This is a genomic window from Rugamonas sp. FW305-51 (assembly GCF_058786935.1).
On record NZ_JBYSZG010000032.1, the window covers coordinates 1 to 26,953 of the forward strand.

25 protein-coding genes are annotated in these 26,953 nt (G+C 66.4%); 17 read left to right on the plus strand and 8 right to left on the minus strand.

Annotated features, from left to right (window positions below; translation table 11 throughout):
- Window positions 1-143: 143 nt before the first annotated feature.
- Window positions 144-602 (minus strand): recombination regulator RecX, encoded by a 459-nt coding sequence (gene recX / locus AC3WOS_RS19790; protein WP_492717832.1) that lies wholly within the window; start codon window positions 600-602, stop codon window positions 144-146.
- Between the two features lie 192 nt (window positions 603-794).
- The gene (gene recA, locus AC3WOS_RS19795; RefSeq protein WP_492717834.1) at window positions 795-1,892 is read right to left on the minus strand and encodes a recombinase RecA; all 1,098 of its coding nucleotides are present in this window, start codon (window positions 1,890-1,892) and stop codon (window positions 795-797) included.
- A gap of 204 nt (window positions 1,893-2,096) precedes the next feature.
- Here recA and AC3WOS_RS19800 point away from each other — a divergent pair, with 204 nt between their 5' ends.
- From AC3WOS_RS19800 to AC3WOS_RS19830, 7 genes are all read left to right on the plus strand, one after another.
- Window positions 2,097-2,804, plus strand: coding sequence for a response regulator (locus AC3WOS_RS19800; RefSeq protein ID WP_492717836.1), 708 nt, complete (start codon window positions 2,097-2,099; stop codon window positions 2,802-2,804).
- Window positions 2,801-4,324 carry a sensor histidine kinase gene (locus tag AC3WOS_RS19805; protein WP_492717838.1) on the plus strand — a complete coding sequence of 508 codons (1,524 nt, stop codon included), beginning with the start codon at window positions 2,801-2,803 and terminating at the stop codon, window positions 4,322-4,324. Before AC3WOS_RS19800 ends, AC3WOS_RS19805 begins: the two co-directional genes overlap by 4 nt.
- Complete coding sequence (locus tag AC3WOS_RS19810) at window positions 4,317-4,586, plus strand: DUF4212 domain-containing protein (RefSeq protein ID WP_492717839.1); 270 nt, start codon at window positions 4,317-4,319, stop codon at window positions 4,584-4,586. Before AC3WOS_RS19805 ends, AC3WOS_RS19810 begins: the two co-directional genes overlap by 8 nt.
- On the plus strand, window positions 4,583-6,625 hold the full coding sequence (locus AC3WOS_RS19815) for a sodium:solute symporter family protein (protein ID WP_492717841.1): 2,043 nt from the start codon (window positions 4,583-4,585) through the stop codon (window positions 6,623-6,625). The genes AC3WOS_RS19810 and AC3WOS_RS19815 overlap by 4 nt, the downstream gene beginning before the upstream one ends.
- Window positions 6,626-6,703: 78 nt before the next feature.
- On the plus strand, window positions 6,704-8,695 hold the full coding sequence (locus AC3WOS_RS19820) for a S9 family peptidase (RefSeq protein ID WP_492717843.1): 1,992 nt from the start codon (window positions 6,704-6,706) through the stop codon (window positions 8,693-8,695).
- A 51-nt stretch (window positions 8,696-8,746) separates the two neighbouring features.
- Window positions 8,747-10,765: a S9 family peptidase gene (locus AC3WOS_RS19825; RefSeq protein ID WP_492717845.1), complete on the plus strand. Its 2,019-nt coding sequence runs from the start codon at window positions 8,747-8,749 to the stop codon at window positions 10,763-10,765.
- A gap of 74 nt (window positions 10,766-10,839) precedes the next feature.
- Window positions 10,840-12,054, plus strand: a complete 1,215-nt coding sequence (locus tag AC3WOS_RS19830) for a 6-phosphofructokinase (protein ID WP_492717847.1) — start codon at window positions 10,840-10,842, stop codon at window positions 12,052-12,054.
- Window positions 12,055-12,060: 6 nt separating this feature from the next.
- Here the strand turns inward: AC3WOS_RS19830 and AC3WOS_RS19835 are convergent, their stop codons facing one another.
- Window positions 12,061-12,354, minus strand: a complete 294-nt coding sequence (locus AC3WOS_RS19835; protein WP_492717849.1) for a HigA family addiction module antitoxin — start codon at window positions 12,352-12,354, stop codon at window positions 12,061-12,063.
- Between the two features lie 91 nt (window positions 12,355-12,445).
- Between AC3WOS_RS19835 and AC3WOS_RS19840 the strand changes: the two genes are divergently transcribed.
- Complete coding sequence (locus AC3WOS_RS19840; RefSeq protein WP_492717851.1) at window positions 12,446-12,778, plus strand: hypothetical protein; 333 nt, start codon at window positions 12,446-12,448, stop codon at window positions 12,776-12,778.
- 262 nt (window positions 12,779-13,040) lie between these two features.
- Window positions 13,041-13,487 (plus strand): hypothetical protein, encoded by a 447-nt coding sequence (locus AC3WOS_RS19845; protein WP_492717853.1) that lies wholly within the window; start codon window positions 13,041-13,043, stop codon window positions 13,485-13,487.
- A 303-nt stretch (window positions 13,488-13,790) separates the two neighbouring features.
- On the opposite strand, the gene purM is transcribed toward AC3WOS_RS19845, so the two are convergent.
- Entirely contained in the window at window positions 13,791-14,834 is a 1,044-nt protein-coding gene (gene purM / locus AC3WOS_RS19850; RefSeq protein WP_492717855.1) for a phosphoribosylformylglycinamidine cyclo-ligase, read from the minus strand.
- A gap of 172 nt (window positions 14,835-15,006) precedes the next feature.
- Here purM and AC3WOS_RS19855 point away from each other — a divergent pair, with 172 nt between their 5' ends.
- The 8 genes from AC3WOS_RS19855 to AC3WOS_RS19890 all read left to right on the plus strand — a co-directional run bounded on the left by AC3WOS_RS19855 (window position 15,007) and on the right by AC3WOS_RS19890 (window position 21,280).
- On the plus strand, window positions 15,007-16,089 hold the full coding sequence (locus AC3WOS_RS19855) for an AI-2E family transporter (protein ID WP_492717857.1): 1,083 nt from the start codon (window positions 15,007-15,009) through the stop codon (window positions 16,087-16,089).
- Between the two features lie 48 nt (window positions 16,090-16,137).
- Complete coding sequence (gene hda, locus AC3WOS_RS19860; protein WP_492717859.1) at window positions 16,138-16,806, plus strand: DnaA regulatory inactivator Hda; 669 nt, start codon at window positions 16,138-16,140, stop codon at window positions 16,804-16,806.
- On the plus strand, window positions 16,806-17,477 hold the full coding sequence (locus tag AC3WOS_RS19865) for a histidinol-phosphatase (protein WP_492717937.1): 672 nt from the start codon (window positions 16,806-16,808) through the stop codon (window positions 17,475-17,477). The genes hda and AC3WOS_RS19865 overlap by 1 nt, the downstream gene beginning before the upstream one ends.
- Window positions 17,470-18,873, plus strand: a complete 1,404-nt coding sequence (gene pcnB / locus AC3WOS_RS19870; protein ID WP_492717861.1) for a polynucleotide adenylyltransferase PcnB — start codon at window positions 17,470-17,472, stop codon at window positions 18,871-18,873. Before AC3WOS_RS19865 ends, pcnB begins: the two co-directional genes overlap by 8 nt.
- Before the next feature lie 91 nt (window positions 18,874-18,964).
- Window positions 18,965-19,444 (plus strand): 2-amino-4-hydroxy-6-hydroxymethyldihydropteridine diphosphokinase, encoded by a 480-nt coding sequence (gene folK, locus AC3WOS_RS19875; RefSeq protein WP_492717863.1) that lies wholly within the window; start codon window positions 18,965-18,967, stop codon window positions 19,442-19,444.
- A gap of 7 nt (window positions 19,445-19,451) precedes the next feature.
- Window positions 19,452-19,799 (plus strand): DMT family protein, encoded by a 348-nt coding sequence (locus AC3WOS_RS19880; protein ID WP_492717865.1) that lies wholly within the window; start codon window positions 19,452-19,454, stop codon window positions 19,797-19,799.
- A 103-nt stretch (window positions 19,800-19,902) separates the two neighbouring features.
- The gene (gene panB, locus AC3WOS_RS19885) at window positions 19,903-20,775 is read left to right on the plus strand and encodes a 3-methyl-2-oxobutanoate hydroxymethyltransferase (RefSeq protein ID WP_492717867.1); all 873 of its coding nucleotides are present in this window, start codon (window positions 19,903-19,905) and stop codon (window positions 20,773-20,775) included.
- Window positions 20,776-21,121: 346 nt separating this feature from the next.
- Window positions 21,122-21,280 carry a hypothetical protein gene (locus AC3WOS_RS19890; RefSeq protein WP_492717868.1) on the plus strand — a complete coding sequence of 53 codons (159 nt, stop codon included), beginning with the start codon at window positions 21,122-21,124 and terminating at the stop codon, window positions 21,278-21,280.
- 34 nt (window positions 21,281-21,314) lie between these two features.
- On the opposite strand, the gene AC3WOS_RS19895 is transcribed toward AC3WOS_RS19890, so the two are convergent.
- From AC3WOS_RS19895 to AC3WOS_RS19910, 4 genes are all read right to left on the minus strand, one after another.
- Window positions 21,315-22,685 carry an aspartate aminotransferase family protein gene (locus AC3WOS_RS19895; protein WP_492717939.1) on the minus strand — a complete coding sequence of 457 codons (1,371 nt, stop codon included), beginning with the start codon at window positions 22,683-22,685 and terminating at the stop codon, window positions 21,315-21,317.
- A gap of 67 nt (window positions 22,686-22,752) precedes the next feature.
- On the minus strand, window positions 22,753-24,090 hold the full coding sequence (locus AC3WOS_RS19900; RefSeq protein ID WP_492717870.1) for a glutamine synthetase family protein: 1,338 nt from the start codon (window positions 24,088-24,090) through the stop codon (window positions 22,753-22,755).
- A gap of 24 nt (window positions 24,091-24,114) precedes the next feature.
- Window positions 24,115-25,449 carry an NAD(P)/FAD-dependent oxidoreductase gene (locus AC3WOS_RS19905; protein WP_492717872.1) on the minus strand — a complete coding sequence of 445 codons (1,335 nt, stop codon included), beginning with the start codon at window positions 25,447-25,449 and terminating at the stop codon, window positions 24,115-24,117.
- A gap of 4 nt (window positions 25,450-25,453) precedes the next feature.
- The gene (locus AC3WOS_RS19910; protein ID WP_492717874.1) at window positions 25,454-26,941 is read right to left on the minus strand and encodes an aldehyde dehydrogenase; all 1,488 of its coding nucleotides are present in this window, start codon (window positions 26,939-26,941) and stop codon (window positions 25,454-25,456) included.
- Window positions 26,942-26,953: the final 12 nt, after the last annotated feature.

The following is a 26,953-nucleotide window of genomic DNA, read 5'->3' on the forward strand; positions in this document are numbered from 1 at the left end:
AGGCCGGGGTGGCCGCGGCGGCGGCATATTACAAAAAAGGGGTACGTCCCCATTTTTAGGCCGGGGTGGCCGGGGCCGCGGTGTATCGGGTCCGGTGCGCGGGTCCGGTGCGCGGGTTCGGTGCGGCGAACGCCGGCACCGGCTCAGATCTCGTCGTCGGGATCGCGCCCGCCCAGGGCCGCCAGCACGGCGCGCTGGGAAAATCCGCGCTGGAGCAAAAAGCGCATCTGTTTGTTGCGCTCGAGCCGGTCGGTGGCCACGGTGCCGAACTTGCGGCGCCACACGTCGCAGGCGCGGGCCGTCTCATCCTCGGCCAGGCCGCTCTTGAGTTCCTGCAGCGCCTCGCCCGCCACGCCGTGGCTTTGCAATTCGGCCACGATGCGACTGTTGCCGTAGCGGGCCGCGCGGCGGTGGATCAGGGCTTCGGAAAAGCGCTCCTGCGACAGCCAGTTGTTCTTTTCCAGCCAGTCCAGCAAGGCGTCCACGTCCTCCCCCTCTTCCGCATGGCGGGCCAGCTTGCGGCCCAGCTCCAGGCGGCTGTGCTCGCGCATGGACAGGTAGCGCAGGGCGCGCGCCTTCAGGCTAGGTTGTTGTGCTGCCATCAAACCCTCTGCACATACGGCAAATGCTGTAGACCTTGCACATGCTGCGCACGGCGCACGGTCTGCATAAAAAACAAACCACCGGCCGCGCTGCGGTTCGGTGGTCGCTCGTTTCGGTGGTCGCTCGTACTTGCGGTCATCGGTCGTTCCCGACCACGCGGCGCGGCGCGGGCCGGGAAAGCGACGCCGTTCTTACGCCGCGTCCGCCTTGCTGTCGACGGCCTTGAGCTTGACGGCCGCCGGGCCACCCTGCTCTTCGGTCAAGGCCGGCAGCGCACGCACGCCCAGCGATTCGCGCACCTTGTTCTCGATTTCCCATGCCAGCTGCGGACGCTCCTGCAGGAAGGCGCGGGCGTTGTCCTTGCCCTGGCCGATGCGTTCGCCGTTGTAGCTGTACCACGAACCGGACTTCTCGACGATCTTCGCTTCCGCGCCCAGGTCCAGGATCTCGCCTTCGCGCGAGGTGCCGGCGCCGTACAGGATGTCGAAGTGGGCTTCCTTGAACGGTGGGGCGATCTTGTTCTTGACCACCTTGACCTTGGTTTCGTTGCCGATCACTTCGTCGCCGGACTTGATGGAGCCGGTGCGGCGGATGTCCAGGCGCACGGAAGCGTAGAACTTGAGGGCGTTGCCGCCCGTCGTCGTTTCCGGGCTGCCGAACATGACGCCGATCTTCATGCGGATCTGGTTGATGAAGATCACCAGCGTGTTGGTGCGGTTGATGGAGCCGGTCAGCTTGCGCAGGGCCTGCGACATCAAGCGGGCCTGCAGGCCGGGCAGCGAGTCGCCCATGTCACCTTCGATCTCGGCGCGCGGGGTCAGGGCCGCCACCGAGTCCACCACCACCATGTCCACGCTGCCGGAACGGACCAGGGCGTCGCAGATTTCCAGCGCCTGCTCGCCCGTGTCCGGCTGCGAGATCAGCAGTTCGTGCAGGTTCACGCCCAGCTTTTGCGCGTAGCCCACGTCCAGTGCGTGCTCGGCGTCGATGAAGGCGCAGGTGCCGCCCAGTTTTTGCATTTCCGCGATGGTCTGCAGGGTCAGCGTGGTCTTGCCCGACGATTCAGGGCCATAGATTTCCACCACGCGCCCGCGCGGCAAGCCGCCCACGCCCAGCGCGATGTCCAGGCCCAGCGAACCGGTCGACACCACCTGCACTTCCTCGATCGGGGTGCTGGCATCCATGCGCATCACGGAACCCTTGCCGAACTGCTTTTCGATCTGCGCCAGTGCAGCGGCGAGGGCCTTGGCCTTTTCAGATGCGGGTACTACGCCTTTTTTGTCGTCCATAATGTTCTTTCAGCCTGATGCGCAAGGGAACGCGCGGGTGGGTTTAGTCGGTACAAGCGATACTGTATAAAAAAACAGTGCTTATTGCAAGCGCGATTTTACAGGAGGTTTGAAACTGCTCAAATCTTGACGGCGTCCGACACAAAAATTCGCTTCGCCGGGGGAAATGTCACACAATACAGGCTTCTGCCGCCGGAGTGACTCATGCGTATTTTACTTGCCGAAGATGACAGTGTGCTGGCCGATGGACTGACCCGCTCGCTGCGCCAGTCCGGCTATGCCATCGATTGCGTGAAAAACGGCCAGGATGCCGACACGGCCCTGTCGACCCAGGAATTCGACCTGCTGATCCTGGACCTGGGCTTGCCCAAGCTGTCCGGGCTGGAAGTGCTGCGCCGGCTGCGCGCGCGCGCCTCGCTGCTGCCGGTGCTGATTTTGACGGCGGCCGACTCCATCGAGCAGCGCGTCAATGGCCTGGACCTGGGCGCCGACGACTACATGGCCAAGCCGTTCGCCCTGTCCGAGCTGGAAGCGCGGGTGCGGGCCCTGACCCGGCGCGGCGCCGGCGGCGGCGCCACCGTGGTGCGCCACGGCCCCCTCAGCTACGACCAGGTTGGCCGCAGCGCCTACATCAACGACCAGATGCTGGAACTGTCGGCCCGTGAACTGGGCTTGCTGGAAATCCTGCTGGCCCGCAGCGGCCGCCTGGTGTCCAAGGAGCAGCTGGTGGACCACCTGTGCGAATGGGGCGAGGAAGTGAGCAACAACGCCATCGAAGTCTATGTGCACCGGCTGCGCAAGAAGATCGAAGTGGGCGGCATCCGCATCGCCACCGTGCGCGGCCTCGGCTATTGCCTGGAGAAATACAGCGAACCGGCGCCCGCCGACGCCGCCAAGCCCGAGGCCAAGTGAGTCCGGCCGACGCGCCAGGGGCCGCCCAGGCCGCCGACGACTACCAGCCGCCGGCCGCCGAGCGCGACGAGGAAATCCAGCATTCGCTGTTCGGGGAAATCCTGGACTGGATGCTGGCCCCCCTGCTGCTGCTGTGGCCCATGAGCATCGCCATCACCTACCTGGTGGCCAAGTCCATCGCCAACCAGCCGTTCGACCATGCGCTCGAGGACAGCGTGACCGTGCTGGCCCAGCAGGTGCATGCCGTCAACGGCACCGTCACCAAGCGCCTGCCCGGCACGGCGCGCGACATCCTGCGGGCCGACGACGTGGACAACGTCTACTTCCAGATCCTGGGCCCGGGCGGGGTCTATGTGGACGGCGACCGCGACCTGCCGCCGCCCCAGGAGGAGGATTACTTCCGGGCCGGCACCGTCCACTTTCGCAACGACACCATGCACGGCACCCAGGTGCGGGTGGCCTATTCCTACGTCAAGCTCGACCACGAAGACCCGGACGACACCCACCAGGCCCTGGTGCAGGTGGCCGAGACGCTGGAAAAGCGGGCCAAGCTGGCCAACGAGATCATCAAGGGCGTGATCCTGCCGCAGTTCATCATCCTGCCCATCGTGCTGGCCCTGGTGTGGTTTGCGCTGGCACGCGGGCTGTCGCCGCTGGCCCAGCTGCAGGAGCGGATCCGGGCCCGCAACCCGGACGACTTGAGTCCCATCGAAGCGCGCCAGGTGCCCGAGGAAATCTCGCCGCTGGTCAATTCCCTGAACGACATGCTGGGCCGCCTGTCGCAATCGATCGCCATGCAAAAGCGCTTCATCGCCGACGCCGCGCACCAGATGAAAACGCCGCTGGCCGGCATGCGCACCCAGTCCGAGCTGGCCTTGCGCCAGACCGACCACGAGGAAATCCACCGTTCGCTCGAGCAGCTGGCCAAGAGTTCGCAGGCCGCCACCCGCCTCGTCAACCAGCTGCTGGCCCTGGCCCGCACGGAAAACCAGCCCCAGGCCGGGGTCGCCTTCACGCCGCTGGACCTGGGCGAACTGGCCCGCAACGTGGTGCAGGACTGGGTGCCGGCCTCGTTCGCCAATCAGATCGACCTGGGCCTGGAACCGCCGCCGGAGCCGGTGCAGATCGCCGGCGACCCCACCATGCTGCGTGAAATGCTGTCCAACCTGATCGACAACGCGCTGCGCTACACGCCGGCCGGCGGCAGCGTCACCGTGCGGGTCCATGCCACGGCCGAGCACGCCTTCCTGGAAGTGGAGGACACGGGCCCCGGCATCGCGCCGGCCGAGCGGGAACGGGTGTTCGAGCGCTTCTACCGCATCCTGGGCAGCAATGTGGAAGGCAGCGGCCTGGGGCTGGCCATCGTGCGCGAAGTGGCCCAGCAGCACGGCGCCGAAGTCGACATCTACGCCAATCCGCGCAGCCAGTCGGCCAAGCTGCCCGGCAGCCTGTTCCGCCTCACCTTCCCCCTGCTGCCGGCGCCGCCCGCGCCCGACGACGAGACCATCTACTATGGATAAGCACGCCCCGCCATCGGCCCACTGGCAACGCACGCGCCACCTGAGCGGCCTGCTGTTGCTGCTGTGGCTGCTCACCACCTTCGGCGCCGCCTTCTTCGCCCGCGAACTGGCTGGCCTGAACCTGTTCGGCTGGCCCCTGTCGTTCTACCTGGCGGCCCAGGGCGGCTGCCTGGTCTACCTGGCCATCCTCGGCATCTACGCCTGGCGCATGCGGCGCCTGGACCGGCAGTGGCGGCGCCAGCACGGCCAGGAGCGTCCATGACGGCGCGCCGCTCGCTGTTCCGCCGCCTGCGCAGCACCTACCTGTGGTTTACGGCCGGCTTCGCCTGCTTCCTGGTGGCGCTGGCCGTGCTGGAGCAGGAAGGCATGCCGCGCCAGTGGATAGGCTATCTGTTCATGTTCGGCACCATCGTGCTGTATGCGTCGATCGGTGTGCTCAGCCGCACTTCCAACGTGCTCGAATACTATGTGGCGGGGCGGCGCGTGCCGGCCATGTTCAACGGCATGGCCACGGCGGCCGACTGGATCTCGGCGGCCAGCTTCATCAGCCTGGCCGGCGGGCTGTACCTGCGCGGCTTCGACGGCCTGGCCTACATCATGGGCTGGACCGGCGGCTACTGCCTGGTGGCGCTGCTGATCGCGCCCTACCTGCGCAAGTTCTGCCAGTACACCATCCCCGACTTCCTGGCCGCCCGCTACGACGGCGGCGACGGCGGGCGGGCCGTGCGCATGCTGGCCGTGGCGGCCACCATCGCCATCTCGTTCACCTATGTGGTGGCGCAGATCTATGCCGTGGGCCTGATCGCGTCGCGCTTCACGGGCGTCGATTTCTCGGTCGGCATCTTCCTCGGGCTGGCCAGCATCCTGGTGTGCTCCTTCCTGGGCGGCATGCGCGCCATCACCTGGACCCAGGTGGCGCAGTACATCATCATCGTGGTGGCCTTCCTGATCCCGGCCATGTGGCTGGCCGTCAAGCACAGCGACAATCCCATCCCCCAGCTGGCCTACGGCAAGCTGCTGCCGCGCCTGAGCGCGCGCGAGGCCGTGCTGCAGCACGACCCCAGGGAAGCCCAGGTGCGGGCCACGTTCCGCCAGCGGGCGGCCGAGTATGACGCGCGGCTGCAGCAATTGCCCGTGTCGTGGGAAGTGGGCCGCATCGAAGCCCAGCGCCACCTGGACCGCATCAAGCAGCGCAACGCCTCGCTGCTGGAAATTCGCGCCGCCGAGCGGGCCCTGATCGCCTATCCGAAGAATGTGGACGAGGCCAACCGACTATGGACCGAGGCGCGCGACCAGTACCAGGCGCGGGCCGAGCCGCTCACGCCGCACGCCCAGCCCTACCCGGGCACGCCCGAGCAGTCCGACATCAAGCGCAACAATTTCCTGGCCCTCGTGTTCTGCCTGATGGTGGGCACGGCCGGCCTGCCCCACATCCTGATGCGCTCCTACACCACGCCCTCGGTGGACGAGACCCGCATTTCCGTGTTCTGGACCCTGTTCTTCGTGCTGCTGATCTACCTGACCATCCCGGCCCTGGCCGTGCTGGTCAAGTACGACATCTACAACGCCCTGGTGGGCAGCGACTACGCCCACCTGCCCAGCTGGGTATCGTACTGGGCCAATGTGGACAAGGCCAATCCGCTGCTCAACATCACCGACATCAACCACGACGGCATCGTCCAGCTGGCCGAGATCGGCATCGACGGCGACGTGCTGGTGCTGGCCACGCCGGAGATCGCCGGCCTGCCCTACGTCATTTCCGGCCTGGTGGCGGCCGGCGGGCTGGCGGCCGCCCTGTCCACGGCCGACGGCCTGCTGCTGGCCATCTCCAACGCCCTGTCGCACGACGTCTACTACAAGCTGGTCGACCCCACGGCCTCGACCCAGAAGCGGGTCACCATCTCCAAGCTGCTGCTGCTGGCCGTGGCCTTCATCGCCGCCTATGCCGCCTCGCAAAAGCCGGGCGACATCCTGTCGCTGGTGGGGGCGGCCTTTTCGCTGGCCGGCTCGACCCTGGTGCCGGCCCTGGTGTTGGGCGTGTTCTGGAAGCGGGCCAACCACTACGGCGCCCTGGCCGGCATGACCACCGGCTTTTGCATGTGCGTCTACTACATGGTGCACACCAGCCCCGTGCTGGGCGGCAGCGCGGCCGGCCAGTGGCTGCACATCGCCCCCATCTCGGCCGGCATCTTCGGCGTGCCGGCCGGGCTGCTGGCCATGGCCGCCGTCAGCCTGGCCACGCCGGCCCCGGCGCACCGCATCGCCTCCATGGTGGACTATATTAGAGCGCCGGAACCATAGCCAAGTTGAGTCGGCAATGTTATTCTGTGGAAATTATTAATATGGCAAAATATCCTGCCTGATAATTTCTACTGACTAATGATGCACTCTCCTGCCCCCCTGCTGCGCGCCGTCCTGCTGGGCTGTGCCCTGCTGGCACGCGCTGCTGCCGCAACCACCCCGCCGCCGCTGGAAAGCTTTTTCGACAATCCCGCCTTCACCGGCGCCAAGCTCTCGCCCAGCGGCAAGTTCCTGGCCGCCAAGGTGGCGTTCAAGGGCCAACGCGACCGCCTGGCCATCGTTGACCTGAGCAACAACGAAACGAAAATCGCCGCCAACTTCCGCGATGCCGACATCGGGCGCTTCGCCTGGGTCAACGACCAGCGCCTGGTCTTTACGGCCAGCGACCGCGACCTTGGCCAGGGCGACCAGCGCTATGCGCCGGGACTGTACGCCGTCGACCGCGACGGCAGCAACTACCGCCAGCTGGCCGAGCGCGGCAGCGCCTTCATCCAGGATGGCCATGGGCACCACCTGCTGCCGTGGAACACCTACCTGCTGGACCAGCCCGGGGCCCAGGATTCCGAGTTCATTTACGTGCTCCATCCCAGCGTGGAGGGAGCGGGCCGGCTGGGCGACTTCCAGCTGCAGCGGCTGAACACGCTGACCGGGCGCGTCAAGACCATCGAGGCGCCGGACAACAACACCGGCTGGCTGCTGGACCAGCACGGCGAGCCGCGCATCACCGTCACCACCGACAAGGGCACGGCCACCATCCAGTACCTGGACCCGGCCAACGGCCAGTGGCGCGCCGTGTCGGCCTTCAACCCCTACACGGGCCAGGGCCTGCGCTTCCATCCGCTCGGCTTCGGCCCGGACGGCAAGCTGTACGTGAGCGGCTGGGGCCAGCATGAAGACAAGTCGGCCTTGTACACGTTCGACCTGGCCGCCGGCAAGTTCAGCGAACAGCCGCTGCTGCGGGTGCAGGGTTATGACTTCGACGGCCAGGTCATCATGAACGAGCACAAGCTGCTGGGCGTGCGCTACCGCGGCGACGCCGAAGAAGTCCACTGGCTGGACCCGGACATGAAGGCGCTGCAGGCGGCCGTGGACGCCAAGCTGCAGTCCACCGTCAACCTGCTGACCCTGCCGGCCCGGCCGCAGACGGCCTGGGTGCTGGTGGAGGCCTATTCCGACCGCCAGCCGCACAGCTACCTGCTGTACAACCGCGACAGCAAGGCCTTGCAGCTGGTGGGCGAAACCTTCGCCCACATCGCGCCGGCCGAGATGGGGCCCCAGGCCGTGGTGCACTACCGGGCCCGGGACGGCCTCGATATTCCGGCCCTGCTGACCCTGCCCAAGGACAGGAAGGACAAGCTACCGCTGGTGGTGCTGGTCCACGGCGGCCCCTATGTGCGCGGCAGCAGCTGGGGCTTCCATCCGGAATCGCAATTCCTCGCCTCGCGCGGCTACGCCGTGCTGGAGCCGGAATACCGCGGCAGCACGGGCCACGGCAGCCGCCACTTCCGCGCCGGCTGGAAGCAATGGGGCCTGAAGATGCAGGACGATATCGCCGACGGCGCCCGCTGGGCCATCGCCCAGGGCTATGCCGACCCCAAACGCATCTGCATCGCCGGCGCCAGCTACGGCGGCTATGCGACGCTGATGGGCCTGGTGAACGACCCCGAGCTGTACCGCTGCGGCATCGATTGGGCCGGCGTGACGGACATCAACCTGATGTACGACGGCAACTGGCGCTTCCAGTCCGACCTGCCCGACAGCTACAAGCAGTTCGGCATGCCGCAGCTGGTGGGCGACCAGGTCAAGGACGCGACCCAGCTGGACGCCACTTCGCCGCTCAAGCAGGCGGCCCGCATCAAGCAACCGCTGCTGCTGGCCTACGGCGGCGCCGACCTGCGCGTGCCGCTATACCACGGCACCAAGTTCTACGACGCCGTCAAGGCCGGCAACAGCCAGGTCGAGTGGGTGGAATATCCGGAGGAAGGCCATGGCTGGGCCCTGCCCAAGAACCGCATCGACTTCTGGGGCCGGGTCGAGAAGTTTTTGGAGCAAAACATCGGCCCGCGCTGAAACCGCCGCGCACCGCCACCGCCAGCATCACAACGACGACAAAGGATCACTTTGTACACCCTCTCCCATTCCCTGCTGCGCGCTGCCGCATTCGCCTGCACCCTGTGCCTGGCCGGCGCCGCCCTCCCTGCCTCGGCGGCCGCCGTGCCATTGCCGCCGCTGGCCGCCTTCTTCGACAACGAGGCATTCAGCGACGCCAAGCTCTCACCGGACGGCAGCTTCCTGGCCGCCCGCCTCAGCGCCAAGGGCGAGCGGGCCTGGCTGTCCGTGCTCGACCTCAACACCAAACAGCTGAAGGTGGTGGCTCAGCTGCGCGACGCCGACATCGGCGACTTCGAATGGGTCAACGAACGGCGCATCATCTTCAACGGCCACGACAGCCAGTCAGCCCAGGGCGAGCAATTTTACGGCCCCGGCCTGTATGCGGTGGACCGCGATGGCAGCAAATTCCGCCAGCTGGCCGACCGCAGCGGCGATGTGACGGAAACAGGCGACATGCGCAAGCTGCTGCCGTGGAATAGCTTCATGCCGGACGGACCCGGCCTGCAGAACAGCGACAGCTACTACGTCGTCAACACCAAATATGACGAACAGGATCGCTGGAACAGCTTGAGCGTGGTGCGCGTCAACACGGTCACGGGCCAGACCAGCTTTGTGGAGCAGCCTGGCAAATGGCGCGACATCTGGTTCGATCAGCACGACCAGGCGCGCGTAGCCAGCATGGCGGACGGCGAGACGGAAACGCTGTCCTACCGCGATCCGGCCAGCGGCGCCTGGCGTACCCTGGCCACGTTCAAGCACTTCGACCCGGAGGCGGCCAGTTTCCGCCCGCTGGCCTTCGGCCCGGACGGCACCTTCTACGTGGTCAGCGCCAACGGCAAGGACAAGCAAGCCCTGTACACCTACGACCTGGCCGCCGGCCGCCTGTCCCGGGAACCGCTGCTGAGCCTGCCGGACTTCGATTTCACGGGCCGGCTGGTGACGGACCAGCACAAGCTGCTCGGCGTGCGCTACACCAACGATGCCGAGGGCACGCTGTGGTTCGACCCCGGCATGAAAGCCTTGCAGGCCGCCGTCGACGCCCTGCTACCTGACACGGTCAATCAGCTGACGCCGGCCGTGCGGGGCAGCGCGCCGCGGGTGCTGGTGCGCTCCTACTCGGACACCAAGCCCGCCACCTTCTTCCTGTACGACGGCGAGGCCAAGGCGTTGACGCGGCTTGGGCTAAGCCGCGCTGGCATCGAGCCGGCCCGGATGGGAGAGCAAAACCTGGTGCGCTACCAGGCCCGCGACGGACTCACCATCCCGGCCTGGCTGACGCTGCCGGCCGGCCAGAGCAAGCACCTGCCCATGGTGGTGCTGGTCCACGGCGGTCCTTACGTGCGGGGTGGCCAGTGGGGCTGGAATCCGGAGGCGCAGTTTCTCGCCTCGCGCGGCTACGCCGTGCTGGAACCGGAATACCGGGGCAGCACAGGTTTCGGCTTCCGCCATTTCCGGGCGGGCTGGAAACAATGGGGCTTGAAGATGCAGGATGACATCGCCGACGGCACGCGCTGGGCCATCGCCCAGGGCATCGCAGACGGCAAGCGCATCTGCATCGCCGGCGCCAGCTATGGCGGCTATGCCACGCTGATGGGCCTGGTCAATGACCCGGATCTATACCGTTGTGGCATCGATTGGGTGGGCGTGACGGACATCAAGATGCTCTACACCGATAACAGCTGGTTCGACGACACGGCCATGGGCGACGAATGGCGCCGCTACGGCATGCGCCGCCTGGTGGGCGACCCGGAGCGCGATGCCGAGCAGCTGCGGGCCACCTCGCCGCTGGCCCAGGCGGCCCGCATCAAGCAGCCCTTGCTGCTGGCCTATGGCGGCGTCGACTATCGCGTGCCTATCATCCACGGCAACAAGTTCCGCGATGCCGTCAGCGCCACCAATCACGACGTGGAATGGGTGGTCTATCCCAAGGAAGGCCACGGCTGGTTCCTGCCGGAAAATCGCATTGACTTCTGGGGCCGGGTCGAACGCTTCCTCGATCGCCAGATCGGCGAGCACGGCCAGCACTGAGCGGGTGGCACGGGGCGGCCAATCCGGAGTAAGCTAACGGCTGGCCGTTCATCCACTCACGCAAGGAGCTGAGCATGTCGTCGGGAAAAATTCTGGTCGCACAGGGAGGCGGTCCCACCGCCGTCATCAACCAGTCGCTGGCGGGGGTGGCGCTGGAGGCGCGCCGCTTCCACAACGTCACGCGGGTGTACGGCGCCCTGCACGGCGTGCGCGGCATCGTCAACGAGGACTTCGTCGACCTGACCCAGGAAACGAGCCACAACCTGGAACTGGTGGCGGCCACGCCCTCGTCGGCCCTGGGCTCGACCCGCGACAAGCCGGACGTGGCCTATTGCCAGGAAATTTTCAAGGTGCTGCAGGCGCACCAGATCGAGCATTTTTTCTACATCGGCGGCAATGATTCGTCCGACACGGTGCGCATCGTCAGCGAACAGGCGCGCCAGGCCGGCTACCCGCTGCGCAGCGTGCACATCCCCAAGACCATCGACAACGACCTGGTGGGTAATGACCACACGCCCGGCTTTCCATCGGCGGCCCGCTTCGTGGCCCAAGCCTTCGCCGGTGCCAACCTGGACAACGCTTCGCTGCCCGGCGTGTATGTGGGGGTGGTGATGGGCCGCCATGCGGGCTTCCTGACGGCCGCCTCGGCCCTGGGCAAGAAATTCCCCGACGACGGCCCGCACCTGATCTACCTGCCCGAGCGCACCTTCGTGCTCGAGCAGTTCCTGGCCGACGTCAAGGCCACCTATGCGCGCTACGGGCGCTGCGTGATCGCCGTGTCCGAGGGCATCCACGATGCGTCGGGCGAACCGATCGCCGCCCTGCTGGCCAAGGACATCGAACGCGACGCGCACGGCAACGTGCAGCTGTCGGGCACGGGCGCGCTGGCCGACCTGCTGTGCGAGGAGATCAAGTCCAAGCTGGGCATCAAACGGGTGCGGGGCGACACCTTCGGGTATCTGCAGCGCTCCTTCATCGGCTGCGTGTCGGACGTGGACCAGCGCGAGGCGCGCGAAGTGGGCGAGAAGGCGGTGCAGTTCGCCATGTGGGGCAACCGCGACGGCTCGGTGGCCATCAAGCGCACGGGGTTTTATTCGGTCGATTACGAGCTGCTGCCGCTGGAAGCCGTGGCCGGCAAGACGCGCGTGATGGAGGACGAGTTCATCAGCGCCAGCGGCACAGATGTGACGGACGCCTTCCGCCTCTACCTGCGCCCCCTGCTCGGCTCAGGGATGCCGGACGCGTTCCGGCTGCGGCCGGCGTCGGTGGAAAAAATCCTGAAACGCTGACGGGATTCAAGCCGCGTCCACGGCATCGAATACAAACGGAGCCAGCTTGCGTGGATCAACAGCCTTGCGCGCCTGCGCGAGGCTGTGGGCCACTTGCATGGTCATCCACGATTCGGCCGACTGGTCGAACACCAACTCCAACCGTACTGCCATCTCCGGCGTCAGGTCGGACTTTTGGGCCAACAGGCGGCTGACGGCTGCCGTCGACACGCCAAGTCGCCCGGCCAGCTCACGCTGGCTAAGTCGATAGGGTTCGACATAGGACATCATCAAATATTCCCCAGGATGCATAGTGATCATGGTTGTGCCCCCTTAAATTGCGCATTGCGTAACGCGCAATTTAAGGATAGTAGCGGCATGGCCGAATGTCAACCTGATGCGGAGATTAGTCATGGCTTTGCTGGCGAGGGACATCGTTCACAAAGGATTGCAGCGCTTCTGGCAATCGGGAGGCAAAGATAAGCGTGGCATTTCCCCGTCCTGGGCCGACAACGCGGCAGGAGCGCTGGTCCACTTGTACAAGGCCCACAGCCTCGACGACCTGCTGGGCGGCTACGGCCGTCAGAAATCCGTGAAGCGCCTCACCGGTCATGCCCACCGTTACAGTATTGAGCTCAACGCCAACTGGCGCATCACATTTGATTGCCTGGATCCGGCCACCGGCGTCGTCACCGCGGTTGACCTGGAAGACCTGCACCGCCCCGGCGGTGCGCGGCGGCGATAAAAAAGGGGCTACACGGATTAGCGGGAACGCCTGAAGGGGGACATGCCAGGGGGCGTTCCCGATTTGCCCTATGGTCTATTTCGGTCCAATACGAGCCGATTGCGGCTAATTCAGCCTGAAATTTCCGAGCGCCAGTCCAAAACTGTCTACGAAACCTGGGCGCCGAGTCTAATCTGGTCGCCTTTTTTGACGCGAAAGTCTAAAGTGAACCAGCTTCCGATTCCGCTGTCCAAGTTCTAGACTCATTAGACTGGAGCGAATCATGGAATACCAAGCCAAGCAAGCTGTCTACCTGCCCGTAACGGATTTCCTGAACCTGGAATTCCATTTGATGGATACGCGGCCAGGCATCAAACCCGATGTCTTTGTGACCGAACTCGTCAAACGCTGGCTGGCAAGTGAGAGGAAACGGCTCGCGCCGCGCGAGAACGGAGGCGTAACGCGCGGCTTTCAATGGAAGAATGTTTTTCTTCCCGATGGAACCAGTTTGAGAACCAGCTACCATCACACCGCTGAATTTGCGAAAGTGGTCGGCGATCTTATCCTGTCCGACGATGGCCAGTCCTTGACCCCGTCGCTGTTTGCCAATCGCCATGCACAGGGACGCAATGCATGGCGCGTCGTCTGGCTACGTTTTCCTGGGGACGATTACTGGATCCGGGCCGCCAATTGCAGAATCCGGTCCGACGAAAGACTACGCAGGCTATAACTTGCCGTTATCTCACCGCACCGGTCTAAGCCGAAGGGCCGAAAAGTCTAAGCCGGTCCCGGTGTTGCTTTGCGGAGGCGATTGCGGTCTATAGAATATGCCGCCCTAGAAATTCTGGACGCCATTAGCGCGGATTCACATAGTTTCGACCGAATTAAATAGCGGGGATAAAAACGAAGACCGGTACCCCAAGCCCGGGGGAGTCTCCCACTAAACCGTGAAGGACCATAAAAAAGCGGACCGTGCCGGGCAGGGTCCGCTTCTTCGTGCCGCCCGGCGCCCGCCTGGGGCGCCGGGACAGGCTTAGATGACGATGGTCTGGTGCTCGTCGCCCACGCGGGCGCGGATCACGCCGATGCGCGAGACGGTTTCGCCGGCCGCTTGCAGCTGGGCGAAGGCGGCGTCCGCGTTCTCCTTCGAGACGATGACGGCCATGCCGATGCCGCAGTTGAACACACGGTGCATTTCAGCGTCGGCCACGCCGCCGTGCTGCTGCAGCCACTGGAACAGGGGCGGCATGGTCCACGATTTGGAATCCAGCTCGGCCACCAGGCCGGCCTGCAGCACGCGCGGGATGTTTTCCACCAGGCCGCCACCGGTGATGTGCACCATGCCCTTCACTTCCATCGCGTCCATCAGCGCCAGCAGCGGCTTGACGTAGATGCGGGTCGGTTCCATCAGCACGTCGGCCAGCTTGCGGCCGTGGAAGTCGCCTTCCAGGTCAGGTTTTGCCACTTCGATAATCTTGCGTACCAGCGAGTAGCCGTTCGAGTGGGCGCCCGACGAGGCCAGGCCCAGCACCACGTCGCCGGGGCAGATCTTGGTGCCGTCGATGATTTTCGACTTTTCCACGGCGCCCACGGCGAAACCGGCCAGGTCGTACTCGCCGGCCGGGTACATGCTGGGCATTTCCGCCGTTTCGCCGCCGATCAGGGCGCAACCGGACAGCTCGCAGCCCTTGGCCACACCCTTGATGACGTCGGTGGCGGTGGGCACGTCCAGCTTGCCGCAGGCGAAGTAGTCGAGGAAGAACAACGGCTCGGCGCCCTGCACCAGGATGTCGTTGACGCTCATGGCCACCAGGTCGATGCCCACCGTGTCATGGCGGTTCAGCTCGAAGGCGAGCTTGAGCTTGGTGCCCACGCCGTCCGTGCCGGACACCAGCACCGGCTCCTTGTACTTCTTGCTGATCTCGAACAGCGCGCCGAAGCCGCCAATGCCGCCCATCACGCCTTCGCGCATGGTGCGCTTGGCAAAGGGCTTGATCGCTTCGACTAAGGCGTCGCCCGCGTCGATATCGACGCCGGCGTCACGGTAGGACAGGGAAACATTAGAAGTTTGGCTCATGGTGTATTTCGCAGCGGAGGCGGTAAAATAGAAGGCGGAGACTAAATTTGCATGATTTTTTGCAATAATTTCGGCAAAACGGTCGTCAGACCCCGCGCAAATCCGGTCAATCCGCTATTTTATCAAAATGCCCCGTCCAACAGCCTTTTTTTCACGCAGCTAATCTGAATCCATGCCATTTCCCCTCTCGGTAGAGCAAAAGCAAACGGCTTTCTGGATCGCAATCTGGCTCGCATTCGTGCTGTTACTGGTCGCACTGGGCCCCGTGCTGACCCCTTTCATCGCCGCCGCCATCCTGGCCTACGCCCTCAATCCCGGGGTCGATTACCTCGACCGGCTGCACGTGGGCCGCTTCGGCGTACCCCGTTCGCTGGCCGTGGTGGCCGTGCTGCTGCTGTTTTTCGCCGCCATCGGCGCCCTGGCCCTGATCGTGGTGCCCGTGCTGCAAAAGGAAATCCCCCTGCTGCAGGCCCAGATCCCCGCCTTCCTGGACAAGTTGAACGACCTGCTGTCGCCGCGCCTGCGTGAGATGGGCATCAAGGTGCAGCTGGACGGCGCCGGCATCCGCAAGCTGATCTCGCAGCAGCTGGCCGGCAGCGGCGACGAGATCTGGGCCGCCGTGCTGGCCTCGGCCAAGGTGGGCGGCACGGCCGTGCTGGGCTGGATCGCGACCGTGGTGCTGATCCCCGTGCTGCTGTTCTACCTGCTGCTGGACTGGCACGCCCTGCTGGCGCGGGTGGCCGGCGCCGTGCCGCGCCGCTACATCGACCGCACCCTGGCCATGGCCGGCGAAGTGGACGAGCTGCTGGCCCAGTACCTGCGGGGCCAGCTGCTGGTGATGCTGGTGCTGGCCGTGTACTATTCGAGCTGCCTGATCATCGCCGGCTTCGACGTGGCGCTGCCGGTCGGTATCATCACGGGCCTGCTGGTGTTCATCCCCTACCTGGGCTTCGGCCTGGGCCTGATCCTGGCCCTGATCGCGGCCGTGCTGCAATTCCCCGGCTGGAACGGGCTGGTGGCCGTGGCCATCATCTACGGCTGCGGCCAGGTGCTGGAAGGCTTTTTCCTCACCCCGCGCCTGGTGGGCGAGCGCATCGGCCTCAATCCGCTGGCCGTGATCTTCGCCCTGCTGGCGTTCGGCCAGCTGTTCGGCTTCGTCGGCGTGCTGCTGGCGCTGCCCGCGTCGGCCGTGCTGATGGTGGCCTTCAAGCACCTGCGCCGCCACTACCTGGACAGCAGCTTTTATAATGCGTGACGATATGCAGACAACGTTGACGCAAATGACAGGAACAAGGCTTACGCCATGAAGCAACTGGTGCTCGATTTAGGCGCGGAGCAGGCGCACAGCCTCGAGTCGTTCGAGGTGGGACAGAACGCCGAGGCGGCGCAGCTGATGACGCAGTTCGCCGCCCGCAGCGCGCGCGAGCACTTCGCCTACCTGTGGGGCGAGGGCGGCGTGGGCAAGACCCATCTGCTCAAGGCCCTGGCCAGCACCGACAAGGCGCGCTACATCTCGCCGTTCTCGATCGAGTCGGAGTTCGTCTATTCGCCCGAGGTGGACCTGTACCTGCTCGACGACTGCGAAAAGCTGTCGCCGGTGGCGCAGATCGACGCCTTTGCCCTGTTTAACGAAATCCGCGCCAACCACGCCTACATGGTGTGCAGCGGCGCGGTGGCGCCGGCCGTCTTGCCGGTGCGCGAGGATTTGCGCACCCGCATGGGCTGGGGCCTGATCTACCAGATCCACGGCCTGACCGACGACGAAAAGGTGGCCGCCCTGAGCGCGGCGGCCGCGGCCCGCGGGTTGACGCTGTCGCCCGGCGTGTTACCCTACCTGCTGTCGCACTTCCGGCGCGACATGCGGTCGCTGTCTACCATGCTCGATTCGCTCGACCAGTATTCCCTTGAAACCCAACGCCCGATCACCTTGCCGCTGCTGCGCGAGTGGTTGCAGGCGGAAGCGAAAGAATGATGAATCTCGCCCTGTTTGACCTAGACCATACCCTGCTGCCGCTGGACTCCGATTTCGAATGGGGACAGTTCCTGGTGCGCACCGGCGCCGTGGACCCGGCCGAATTCGCCCGCCGCAATGAGCAGTTTTTCGCCCAGTACCAGGCCGGCACGCTGGACCCGGTGCAGTACCTGGAGTTCGCGCTGGGCACGCTGGCGCGCTTCCCGCGCCCGCAACTGGACGCCATGCACCGCCAGTTCATGGACGAAGTGATCCAGCCGGCCATCCGTCCCGCGGCCGTCGCCCTGCTGCGCAAGCACCAGGACGCGGGCGACCTGACGGCCATCGTCACGGCCACCAACCAGTACGTGACGGCGCCCATCGCACGCGCGCTGGGGGTGGAGCACCTGATCGCGGCCGTGCCGGAGACGGACGCGGCCGGCAACCTGACGGGCAAGCTGCTGGGCACCCCGACCCAGGGCGCCGGCAAGGTCACCCACACCCGCGCCTGGCTGGAAAAGCTGGGCCACACGCTGGAAGGGTTCGAACGCAGCCACTTCTACAGCGATTCGCACAACGACATTCCGCTGCTGTCCGTTGTCACCCACCCTGTCGCCACCAACCCCAACGCGACGCTGAAAACGCATGCCGCCGCCCACGGCTGGCCATCACTCGAACTGTTCAATGATTAAGAAACTTATCCGCAAAATTTTGGGTACCAAGACTAAGGGAAAACGCGACGCCGACACGCCCGTCGTACTGGGGCCGCAGGAGCACGGCATCGATCCGCGCCTGCTGTCGTCCAACGCGATCCGTGTCACCAGCACACTGCAGGAAGCGGGCTACGAAGCGTTCGTGGTGGGCGGTGCCGTGCGCGACCTGCTGCTGGGCGTGAAGCCGAAAGACTTCGACATCGCCACCAACGCCACCCCCGAGCAGGTGCGCAAGCTGTTCCGGCGCGCCTTCATCATCGGCAAGCGCTTCCAGATCGTGCACGTGATGTTCGGCCAGGACCTGCTGGAGGTGACCACCTTCCGCGGCACCGCCTCGGCCTCCGCGCCCAAGGACGAACATGGCCGCGTGCTGCGCGATAACACCTTCGGCTCGCAGGCCGAGGACGCGGTGCGGCGCGACTTCACCATCAACGCCATGTACTACAACCCGGCCACCGAACAGGTGCTGGACTACCACGGCGGCATCGAGGACATCCGCAGCAAGACGCTGCGCATCATCGGCCAGCCCGAGGCGCGCTACCGCGAAGACCCGGTGCGCATGCTGCGCGTGGTGCGCTTTGCGGCCAAGCTGCAGTTCCACATCGAGCCGACCACCGCCGCGCCGATCCGCATGATGGCGCCGCTGATCGACAACGTGCCGGCGGCCCGCGTATTCGACGAGATGCTCAAGCTGCTCATGAGCGGCCAGGCCCTGGCCTGCCTGCAGCAACTGCGCAAGGAAGGCCTGCACCACGGCCTGCTGCCGCTGCTGGACGTGGTGCTGGAGCAGCCGCTGGGCGTGAAATTCGTCACCCTGGCGCTGGACTCGACGGACGCCCGCATCCACGCCGGCAAGACCGTCTCGCCCGGCTTCCTGTTCGCCTCGCTGCTGTGGCACCAGGTGCTGGAAAAGTGGACCGCCTACCGCGCGGCCGGCGAATTCCCCATTCCCGCGCTGCACCTGGCGGCCGACGACGTGCTCGAATCGCAGACGGAAAAACTGGCCCTGCAGCGCAAGATCGGTTCCGACATGCGCGACATCTGGGCCATGCAGCCGCGCTTCGAGCGCCGCACCGGCAAGACCCCGTACAAGCTGCTGGAACACCCGCGCTTCCGCGCCGGCTACGACTTCCTGCTGCTGCGCTGCGCCTCGGGCGAGATCGAATCGGACCTCGGCGAATGGTGGACCGCATTCTACGAGGGTGACGAAACCATCCGCGAAGAACTGGTCAGCAACGCCAACCGCGGCCCGGCCGCCGGTGCCGCCGGCGCCAAGCGCAAGCGTCCGCCGCGCCGCGGCCCGCGCAACCGCGCCGGCCAGGAAGGCGGCCGGGAAGAAGGCGTGGCACGCGAAACGGAAGGCGGCGGCGAGTAAGGCCGGCCATCATGGCAGGTGGTGCGAGCCCCGCTCGCACCGGCATCCGCATCCGCATCCGCATCCCATCACTCTCTAGCATGACATCCGCATGAACATCACCGCCTACATCGGCATCGGCGCCAACCTGGGCGACGCGCGCGCCAACGTGGCCGACGCCGTCGAGCGCCTGCGCCGCCTGCCCGGCTGCACCCTGCAGGGCGTGTCGGGCCAGTACCGCACCGCGCCCATCGACTCCAGCGGCGAGGACTACATCAACGCCGTGGCCAGCATGACCACCACGCTGGAGCCCGAAGCGCTGCTGCAGGCCCTGCACGGCATCGAACAGGCGCACGGGCGTGAGCGCCCCTACCGCAACGCCCCGCGCACGCTGGACCTGGACTTGCTGCTGTACGGCGACCGGCAGATCGCCAGCCCCACGCTGACCGTGCCCCATCCGCGCATGGCGGAACGGGCCTTCGTGCTGGTGCCGCTGCTGGAACTGGCGCCGGACGTCGTCATCCCCGGCCGCGGCCCGGCGCGCGATTACGCGGCGGCGGTGGCCGGCCAGGGCATCAGTCTTCTAAGCTGAGGGGCATATGCAGATTCCCGTCATCGTGCAGACCGTCGGCCTGCTGACCATGTCCAACGTCTTCATGACGGTGGCCTGGTACGGCCACCTGAAAAACCTGGCCAGCAAGGCCTGGTGGGTGGCGGCGCTGCTCAGCTGGGCCATCGCCCTGTTCGAATACCTGCTGCAGGTGCCGGCCAACCGCATCGGCTACAGCCAGTACAGCCTGGCCCAGCTCAAGATCATGCAGGAAGCGATCACGCTGACCGTGTTCGTGCCGTTCGCCATGTTCTTCATGGGCCAGCCGTTCAAGCTCGATTACATCTGGGCCGGCCTGTGCCTGGTGGGCGCGGTCTATTTCATCTTCCGCAGCTGACGTGGCGCCGCACTGATTTCCCCATTTTTCGGCGCGCCCTGCGCGCCCGCCGGCAAAGGTCTACACTAGCGCCGATGCCTTTTTTTTACTATCGAGGATACCCATGTCTGGATATTTGCAAGGAACCGAAATGACGGCGAGCCAAAAACCCGCCGCCACGCCCGCGCCGTCCAAGCCGGTCGTTACCAAGGCCGTCACCATCCCCTCGCTCAACGCGCTGCGCGCGGCCGGCGAGAAGATCACCATGCTGACCTGCTACGACGCCAGCTTCGCTTCGCTGATGGACCGCTGCGGCGTGGAAGTGCTGCTGATCGGCGACTCGCTGGGCATGGTCTGCAACGGCCACCCGTCCACCCTGCCCGTCACGGTGGAAGAAATCGCCTACCACACGGCGGCCGTGGCGCGCGGCAGCAAGTCGGCCATGGTGCTGGCCGATATGCCCTTCGGCAGCTACGCCACGCCGGAAGCGGCCTTCCACAACGCCGTCAAGCTGATGCAGGCCGGCGCCCACATGGTCAAGCTGGAAGGCGGCGCCTGGCTGGCCGATACCGTGCGCTTCCTGACGGAGCGCTCGGTGCCCGTGTGCGCCCACCTGGGCCTGACGCCGCAATCGGTACACCAGCTGGGCGGCTACAAGGTGCAGGGCAAGACCACGGAAAGCGCCGACCTGCTCAAGGCCGACGCGCTCAAGCTGCAGGCGGCCGGCGCCGCCATGGTGGTGCTTGAAGCCATCCCCACCCAGCTCGGCAAGGAAGTAACGGAACTGCTGGCCATGCCCACCATCGGCATCGGCGCCGGCCCGGACTGCGCCGGCCAGGTGCTGGTGATGCACGACCTGCTGGGCGTGTTTCCCGGCCGCAAGGCGCGCTTCGTGAAGAACTTCATGGAAGGCCAGACCAGCATCGATGCGGCCGTCAGCGCCTATGTGCGGGCCGTCAAGGATGGCAGCTTCCCGGCCATCGAACACTGCTTCTGATGTCGCAGCGGGCCTGGACACCTGTTTAACAGGCGGCCGGGCCCGGCATCCTCTCCCATCGCCTGTCTCTCCGGCACACTGCTGTTCCGCTTTGTGCGCAGCGCCGTCCGCACTGTTGCGTCCTGCAACAGCCGGAATAAACCGTGCCAGCCGCCGCCCCGGCGACGCGCCCAATTCCATCCCCGTCACGCCCCTGCGCATAGTGCCATGCGACCCCGGGCATGAACCTTGCTGACCTTGATGGTAATCAAGTTTAACCAAGGCGTGGGACTACTCTGCCGCCCAGCCTGGTGCTTCTCAAGCGTTGGAATATGTAGGCAGGATGGCGAAGGACGAGGAGAACATCATGGAAAAGGTAAAGCAACCCAGCAAAGAGCAGGTCCGGCAATACATGGAGCAGCGCCGCGCCGCCAACGATCCGCCACCGTCGATGGAGGAAATCCGCCGCCAGCTGGGCTGGCAGCTGGTCGCCCTGCCCATCGTCGCGTCCTGGAAGGTGGCGTGAAGGGCGTGGCGGCCTTGTCCGCTACCGCCCGCCGTCACACCAGTTCGGACAGGCAGCGGTCAAAGCCGTCGAGCAGGCGGGCCACGTCCTGCGCCGTGGTGTGCGGACAGACCAGCAGCATGTTGTGGAAGGGCGTGATCAGCAGTCCCCGGTTGAGCAGGTACAGGTGGATGATCTGTTCCAGCTCGCCGTCGAGTATGGCCTCGGCCTCGCTGCCGTTGCGCGGCGCCTGCGGGGCGAACTGGAATTCCGTGCGCGCGCCCACCTGCGTCACGCACCATGGCAGGCCGTGGCGGGCGATCGCGCTGCGCAGGCCGGCCGACAGCTGGTCCGCCAGCGCGAACATGGCTTGGTAGGCGTCCTCCGTCATCACCTGTTCCAGATTGGCGCGCATGGCGGCCATGGCGAACATATTGGCGCTCAGCGTCGTTCCCACGCCCGAATGGCCGGGCGGCGCCGTGCGCTTGGCCTGCTCCACCCGTTGCGCCACGTCCGCCGAAAAGCCGTACACGGCGCACGGCACGCCGCCGCCGATCGGTTTGCCCAGCACCAGCGCGTCCGGCGCTAAGCCGTGGGCGCGGGCATAGCCGCCGGGACCGCTGCTGATGGTGTGGGTCTCGTCGATCACCAGCAGCGTGCCGTGGCGGCGCATGATCTGCTGCGCCGCCTCCCAGTAGCCGGGCTGCGGCAGCACCATGCCAATGTTGGTCATGACCGGCTCGGCCAGCACGCAGGCCACGTCGCCGCCCGCCAGCGCCGCCTCCAGCGCGGCCAGGTCGTTGAATTCCACCACCACCGTCTGCTGCGTGAGCGGATAGACCTGGCCAAGCAGGCTGTCGCGCTGGGTCGGCACGCCGTCCACCAGGTCCACGAACACATCGTCCACCGTGCCGTGATAGCAGCCGTTGAACACCAGGATCTTGCCGCGGCCCGTGGCCGCGCGCAGCCAGCGCAGCACGAAGCGGTTGGCGTCCGACGCCGACAGGGCGAACTGCCAGAACGGCAGGCCGAAGCGGCGCGCCAGTTCCTCGGCCACGGGCGCCGCATCCTCGGACGGCAGCATGGCCGTGTAGCCGCGCGTAGCCTGGTGCGCGATGGCGTGCGCCACCGGCGGCGGCGCGTGGCCGAACATGGCGCCCGTGTCGCCCAGGCAGAAATCGGTGTAGGCGTGGCCGTCGGCGTCCGTGAAGCCGGCGCCGCTGGCCTCGCGCACGGTCAGCGCGAACGGCGTGGACCAGTCCTTCATCCAGTGCATGGGGACGCCGAACAGCAGGTGCGCACCGGCGCGCGCGGCCAGCGCCTGCGAGGCCGGGTTGCGGGCGATGAAGTCGGCCCGCTCGGCCGCCGCCAGCGCCTGCGCCCTGGCCCAGTTCACGCCGTGCCGGGTTGTATGCTCGTGCCGCATCTGGTCCTGCTGCTCGTGCCCCTGCTGCGCAGGTTCCGGCTTCGCATTCTCGTGCATCGTGCTCTCCTCACACCAGCAGCATCAAGTGCTCACGTTCCCAGGAACTGATCACGCGGCTGTAGGTGGCAAATTCCAGTTCCTTCACTTCGCAGAACGCCTGCACGAACAGCTCGCCCAGCACTTCGCCCAGCGCCTTGCATTCGCGCAGGCGCACGATGGCGTCTTCCAGGTTGCGGGGCAGTTCGTCGTGCACATGCTCGGCGCTGTCGGCCGTGGGCGGCGACGGCGTCAAGTCTTCCACCATGCCCAGGTAGCCGCAAGCCAGCGTGGCGGCCATGGCCAGGTAGGGATTGACGTCCACGCCCGGCACACGGTTTTCCAGCCGGCGGTTGACGGGCGTGGAATTGGGCACGCGGATGCCGCAGGTGCGGTTGTCGTAGCCCCAGCGCACATTGGTCGGCGCCGACATGAAGCGCGACAGGCGGCGGTAGGAATTGACGTGCGGCGCCAGCAGCAGCGTGGCCGGCGCCGTGTATTTTTCCAGCCCGGCGATATAGTTGAAGAACAGCCCGCTGGCGCTGCCGTCGTCGTTGCTGAAGATGTTCTTGCCCGTCTCCGTATCGACGATGCTCTGGTGGATGTGCATGGCGCTGCCCGGCTCCGTCTCCATCGGCTTGGCCATGAAGGTGGCGAAGATGCCATGCCGCAGCGCCGTCTCGCGCACGGCGCGCTTGAACAGGAACACGCGGTCGGCCAGTTCCAGCGCGTCGCCGTGGGTGAAGTTGATCTCCATCTGGCCCGCGCCCGCCTCGTGGATCAGCGTTTCCACGCCCAGCTCGTGCAGCTTGCAGAAGGTTGATAACTCAAGGAAAAAGGGATCGAAGTCGTTGACGGCGTCGATCGAATAGGACTGGCGGCCGGACTCGGTCTTGCCGCTGCGCCCCAGCGGCGGCACCAGCGGCTCGTGCGGGTTGCTGCTGCGCGCCACCAGGTAGAACTCCATCTCGGGCGCCACCACCGGCCGCCAGCCGCGCGCCGCGTACAGCTGCAGCACCTTGCGCAGCACGGCGCGCGGCGACAGGCCGACAGGCGTGCCGTCGAAGTCCTGGCAGTCGTGGATCACCAGCGCCACGTTCTCGGCGGCCCACGGCACCTGGCGCAGCGTGGCCAGGTCCGGCACGCAGATCATGTCCGGATCGGTGGCGCCCGTGTAGGGCATGTTGTTGGGCTGCTCGCCGTTGACCGTGTTGAGCAAGACGCTCTTGGGCAAACGCATCTCGCCCTCGCTCAGGAACAGGTCCTTGGGCAGGATCTTGCCGCGGGCGATGCCGGTCATGTCGGCGATCACGCATTCCACCTCATGGATGTTGCGCTCACGCAGAAAGTCACGCATGGCTTGGGTCATCTCATTCTCCTGTCGTTGGATGGATTACAGCAGGTCGCGCAGACGATGGTACAACGTCCCCAGGATCAGCGCCGGCGTGCGCATGGCCGGCCCGCCGGGGAAGTTGCGGTGCCTCAGCTGCGACAGCAGGTCGAAGCGGCCGGCCTGGCCCGCGATCGCCTCGGCCGCCAGCAGCCCCGCCATGCCCGTCAGCGCCAGGCCGTGGCCGGAAAAGCCCTGCAGGTAGTACAGGTTGCCGTCCACCCGGCCGAAGTCGGGTCCCCGGTTCATGGTGATGTCGACGAAGCCGCCCCACGCGTGCGGCACGTCCAGGTCGGCCAGCTGCGGGAACACGGCCAGCATGCGGCGCCGCATGGCCTGCTTCAGGTTGGCCGGGGTGGCGCCGCTGTAGCTCACGCCGCCGCCGAACAGCATGCGGTTGTCGGCCGTGAGGCGGAAGTAGTCGAGCACGAAATTGGTGTCGCACACGGCGGCCCGCCGGCGGATCAGCGCCTCGGCGCGCGCCGCTTCCATCGGTTCGGTGGCGATGATGTAAGTCCCCACCGGCATGATGCGCGCGCCGATATCCGGTGCCACGGCCTTGCCGTATTCGTTCAGGTAGACGTTGCCGGCCATGACGACGAAGTCGCACGCCACTTCGCCGCCGGCCGTGCGCACCAGCGGTTTGGCGCCGCGCTGCACCTGCACCACGGCCGATCGTTCGTGGATGCGCGCGCCCGCGTCGCGCACGGCCCGGGCCAGGCCCAGGCAGTACTTGAGCGGGTGCAGGTGGCCCGATTGCGGATCGTACGCGCCGGAGTGGAAGCGCCCGCTGGCGATCCAGGCCCCCACCTCCTCCGACGCGATGGGCTGCATGGCGTAGCCGTAGGCCCGTTCCAGCTGCTCCGTGCAGGCGCGCAGCGCGGCCGCCTTGCGGGCGTTGACGGCCAGGCTCAGATAGCCGTCCACGAAATCGCATTCGATGTTGTGGGTGGCGACGCGCCGGCGCAGCAGGGCCAGCGCGTCCACCGTCACCTGCCAGGCCAGTCGCGCCTGGTCCGGCGCCAGCTGCTGCTCGACCGCCTCGTCGCTGGCGTAGCCGACCAGGGCCTGGCCGCCGTTGCGCCCGGAAGCGCCCCAGCCCACCGTCTGCGCTTCCAGCACCACCACCGACAGGCCGCGCGCGCGCAGCTCCAGCGCCGCCGACAGGCCGGCCAGGCCGGCGCCGATCACGCACACGTCGGCCGTGGTGCGCCCGGCCAGCGGGGCGTGCGGTGCGGGCCGCTGGACGCTGGCCTCGTAGTAGGAGGCGCGCGTCAATTCCTCCTCGCGCCGCAGCAGCGTGCCAGGATTGCCGGTATTGAGGACGCCGTTATCCATGCGCTCAGCCAATCTGGATCCAGGTGGTCTTGAGCTCCGTGTACTTGTCGAAGGCGTGCAGCGACTTGTCGCGCCCGTTGCCGGACTGCTTGTAGCCGCCGAACGGCACGGTGATGTCGTCGCCGTCGTACTGGTTCACGTGCACGGTACCGGCCCGCAGCGCGCGCGCGGTCTGGATCGCCTTGCTCATGTTGGCCGTCCACACGGCCGCCTGCAGGCCGTACGGTGTGGCGTTGGCCTGGCGCACGGCGTCGTGGATGTCGGTGAAGCTGAGCACCGACAGCACGGGGCCGAAGATCTCCTCGCGCGCGATCTTCATGCCGCTGTCCACCTGGTCGAACAGGGTGGGCTGCACGTAGTAGCCGCCGCTGGCCGTGCGGGCCTGCGCCCCGCCCGACAGCAGCCTGGCGCCGTCCGCCTTGCCGGCGTCGATGTAGCCGAGCACCGTCTTGAGCTGGGTAGCGTCGACGATGGCGCCCATCACGGTGGACTCGTCAAGCGGGTCGCCCGGCTGGAAGTCGGGCATCATGGCCAAGGCCTTTTCCAGGAAGCGCTCGCGGATCGACGCTTCCACGAACAGGCGCGAAGGCGCATTGCAGCTCTCGCCCTGGTTGAAGTAGATGGAGCCGATGGCCGAGGCCACGGCCGCATCCAAGTCCGGACAGTCGGCGCACACGATGTTGGCCGACTTGCCGCCCAGCTCAGTCCAGGCCCGCTTCAGGTTGGACTGGCCGGCCATCTGCAGGATCTGCTTGCCGATCCTGGTGGAGCCGGTGAAGCCGATGCAGTCCACGTCCATGTGCAGCGCCAGCGCGGCGCCGGCCTCGTGGCCGTAGCCGGGCAGCACGTTGAACACGCCGGCCGGGATACCCGCCTCCAGCGCCAGTTCGGCCAGGCGCAAGGCCGTCAGCGGCGACTTCTCCGACGGCTTGAGCACCACGCTGTTGCCGGCCGCCAGGGCCGGCGCGATCTTCCACGCCGCCATGATCATCGGATAGTTCCACGGCACGATGGCGGCCACCACGCCCACCGCCTCGCGCGTGATCAGCGCCAGGCTGGAGTCGGCCGTGGGGGCGATCTCGTCGTAGATCTTGTCGATCGCCTCGCCGTACCAGCGCAGGGTGTTGGCGGCGGCGCCCACGTCCACGCTCTGGCTGTACTTGATCGGCTTGCCCATGTCCAGCGTTTCGAGCAGGGCCAGTTCGGCCCCGTTCTGCTGCACCAGGTCGGCGAACCGTATCAGCACCCGCTTGCGCTGGGCCGGCGACTTGCCGGCCCAGCGGCGGTCCTCGAACGCGGCGCGGGCCGCGGCCACGGCCAGGTCCACGTCGGCGCCGTCGCAGCGCGCCACCTGGCCCAGGTTGCGCCCGTCGACGGGCGACAGGTTGTCGAAGCGCTGCTCCGATTTCGCCCAGACGCGCTGGCCGCCGATGAAGGCGCGGCCGTCAATCGCGAGCGCGGCTGCGCGCTCGTGCCAAAGTGTGCTAGTCATCTCTGCCTCTCC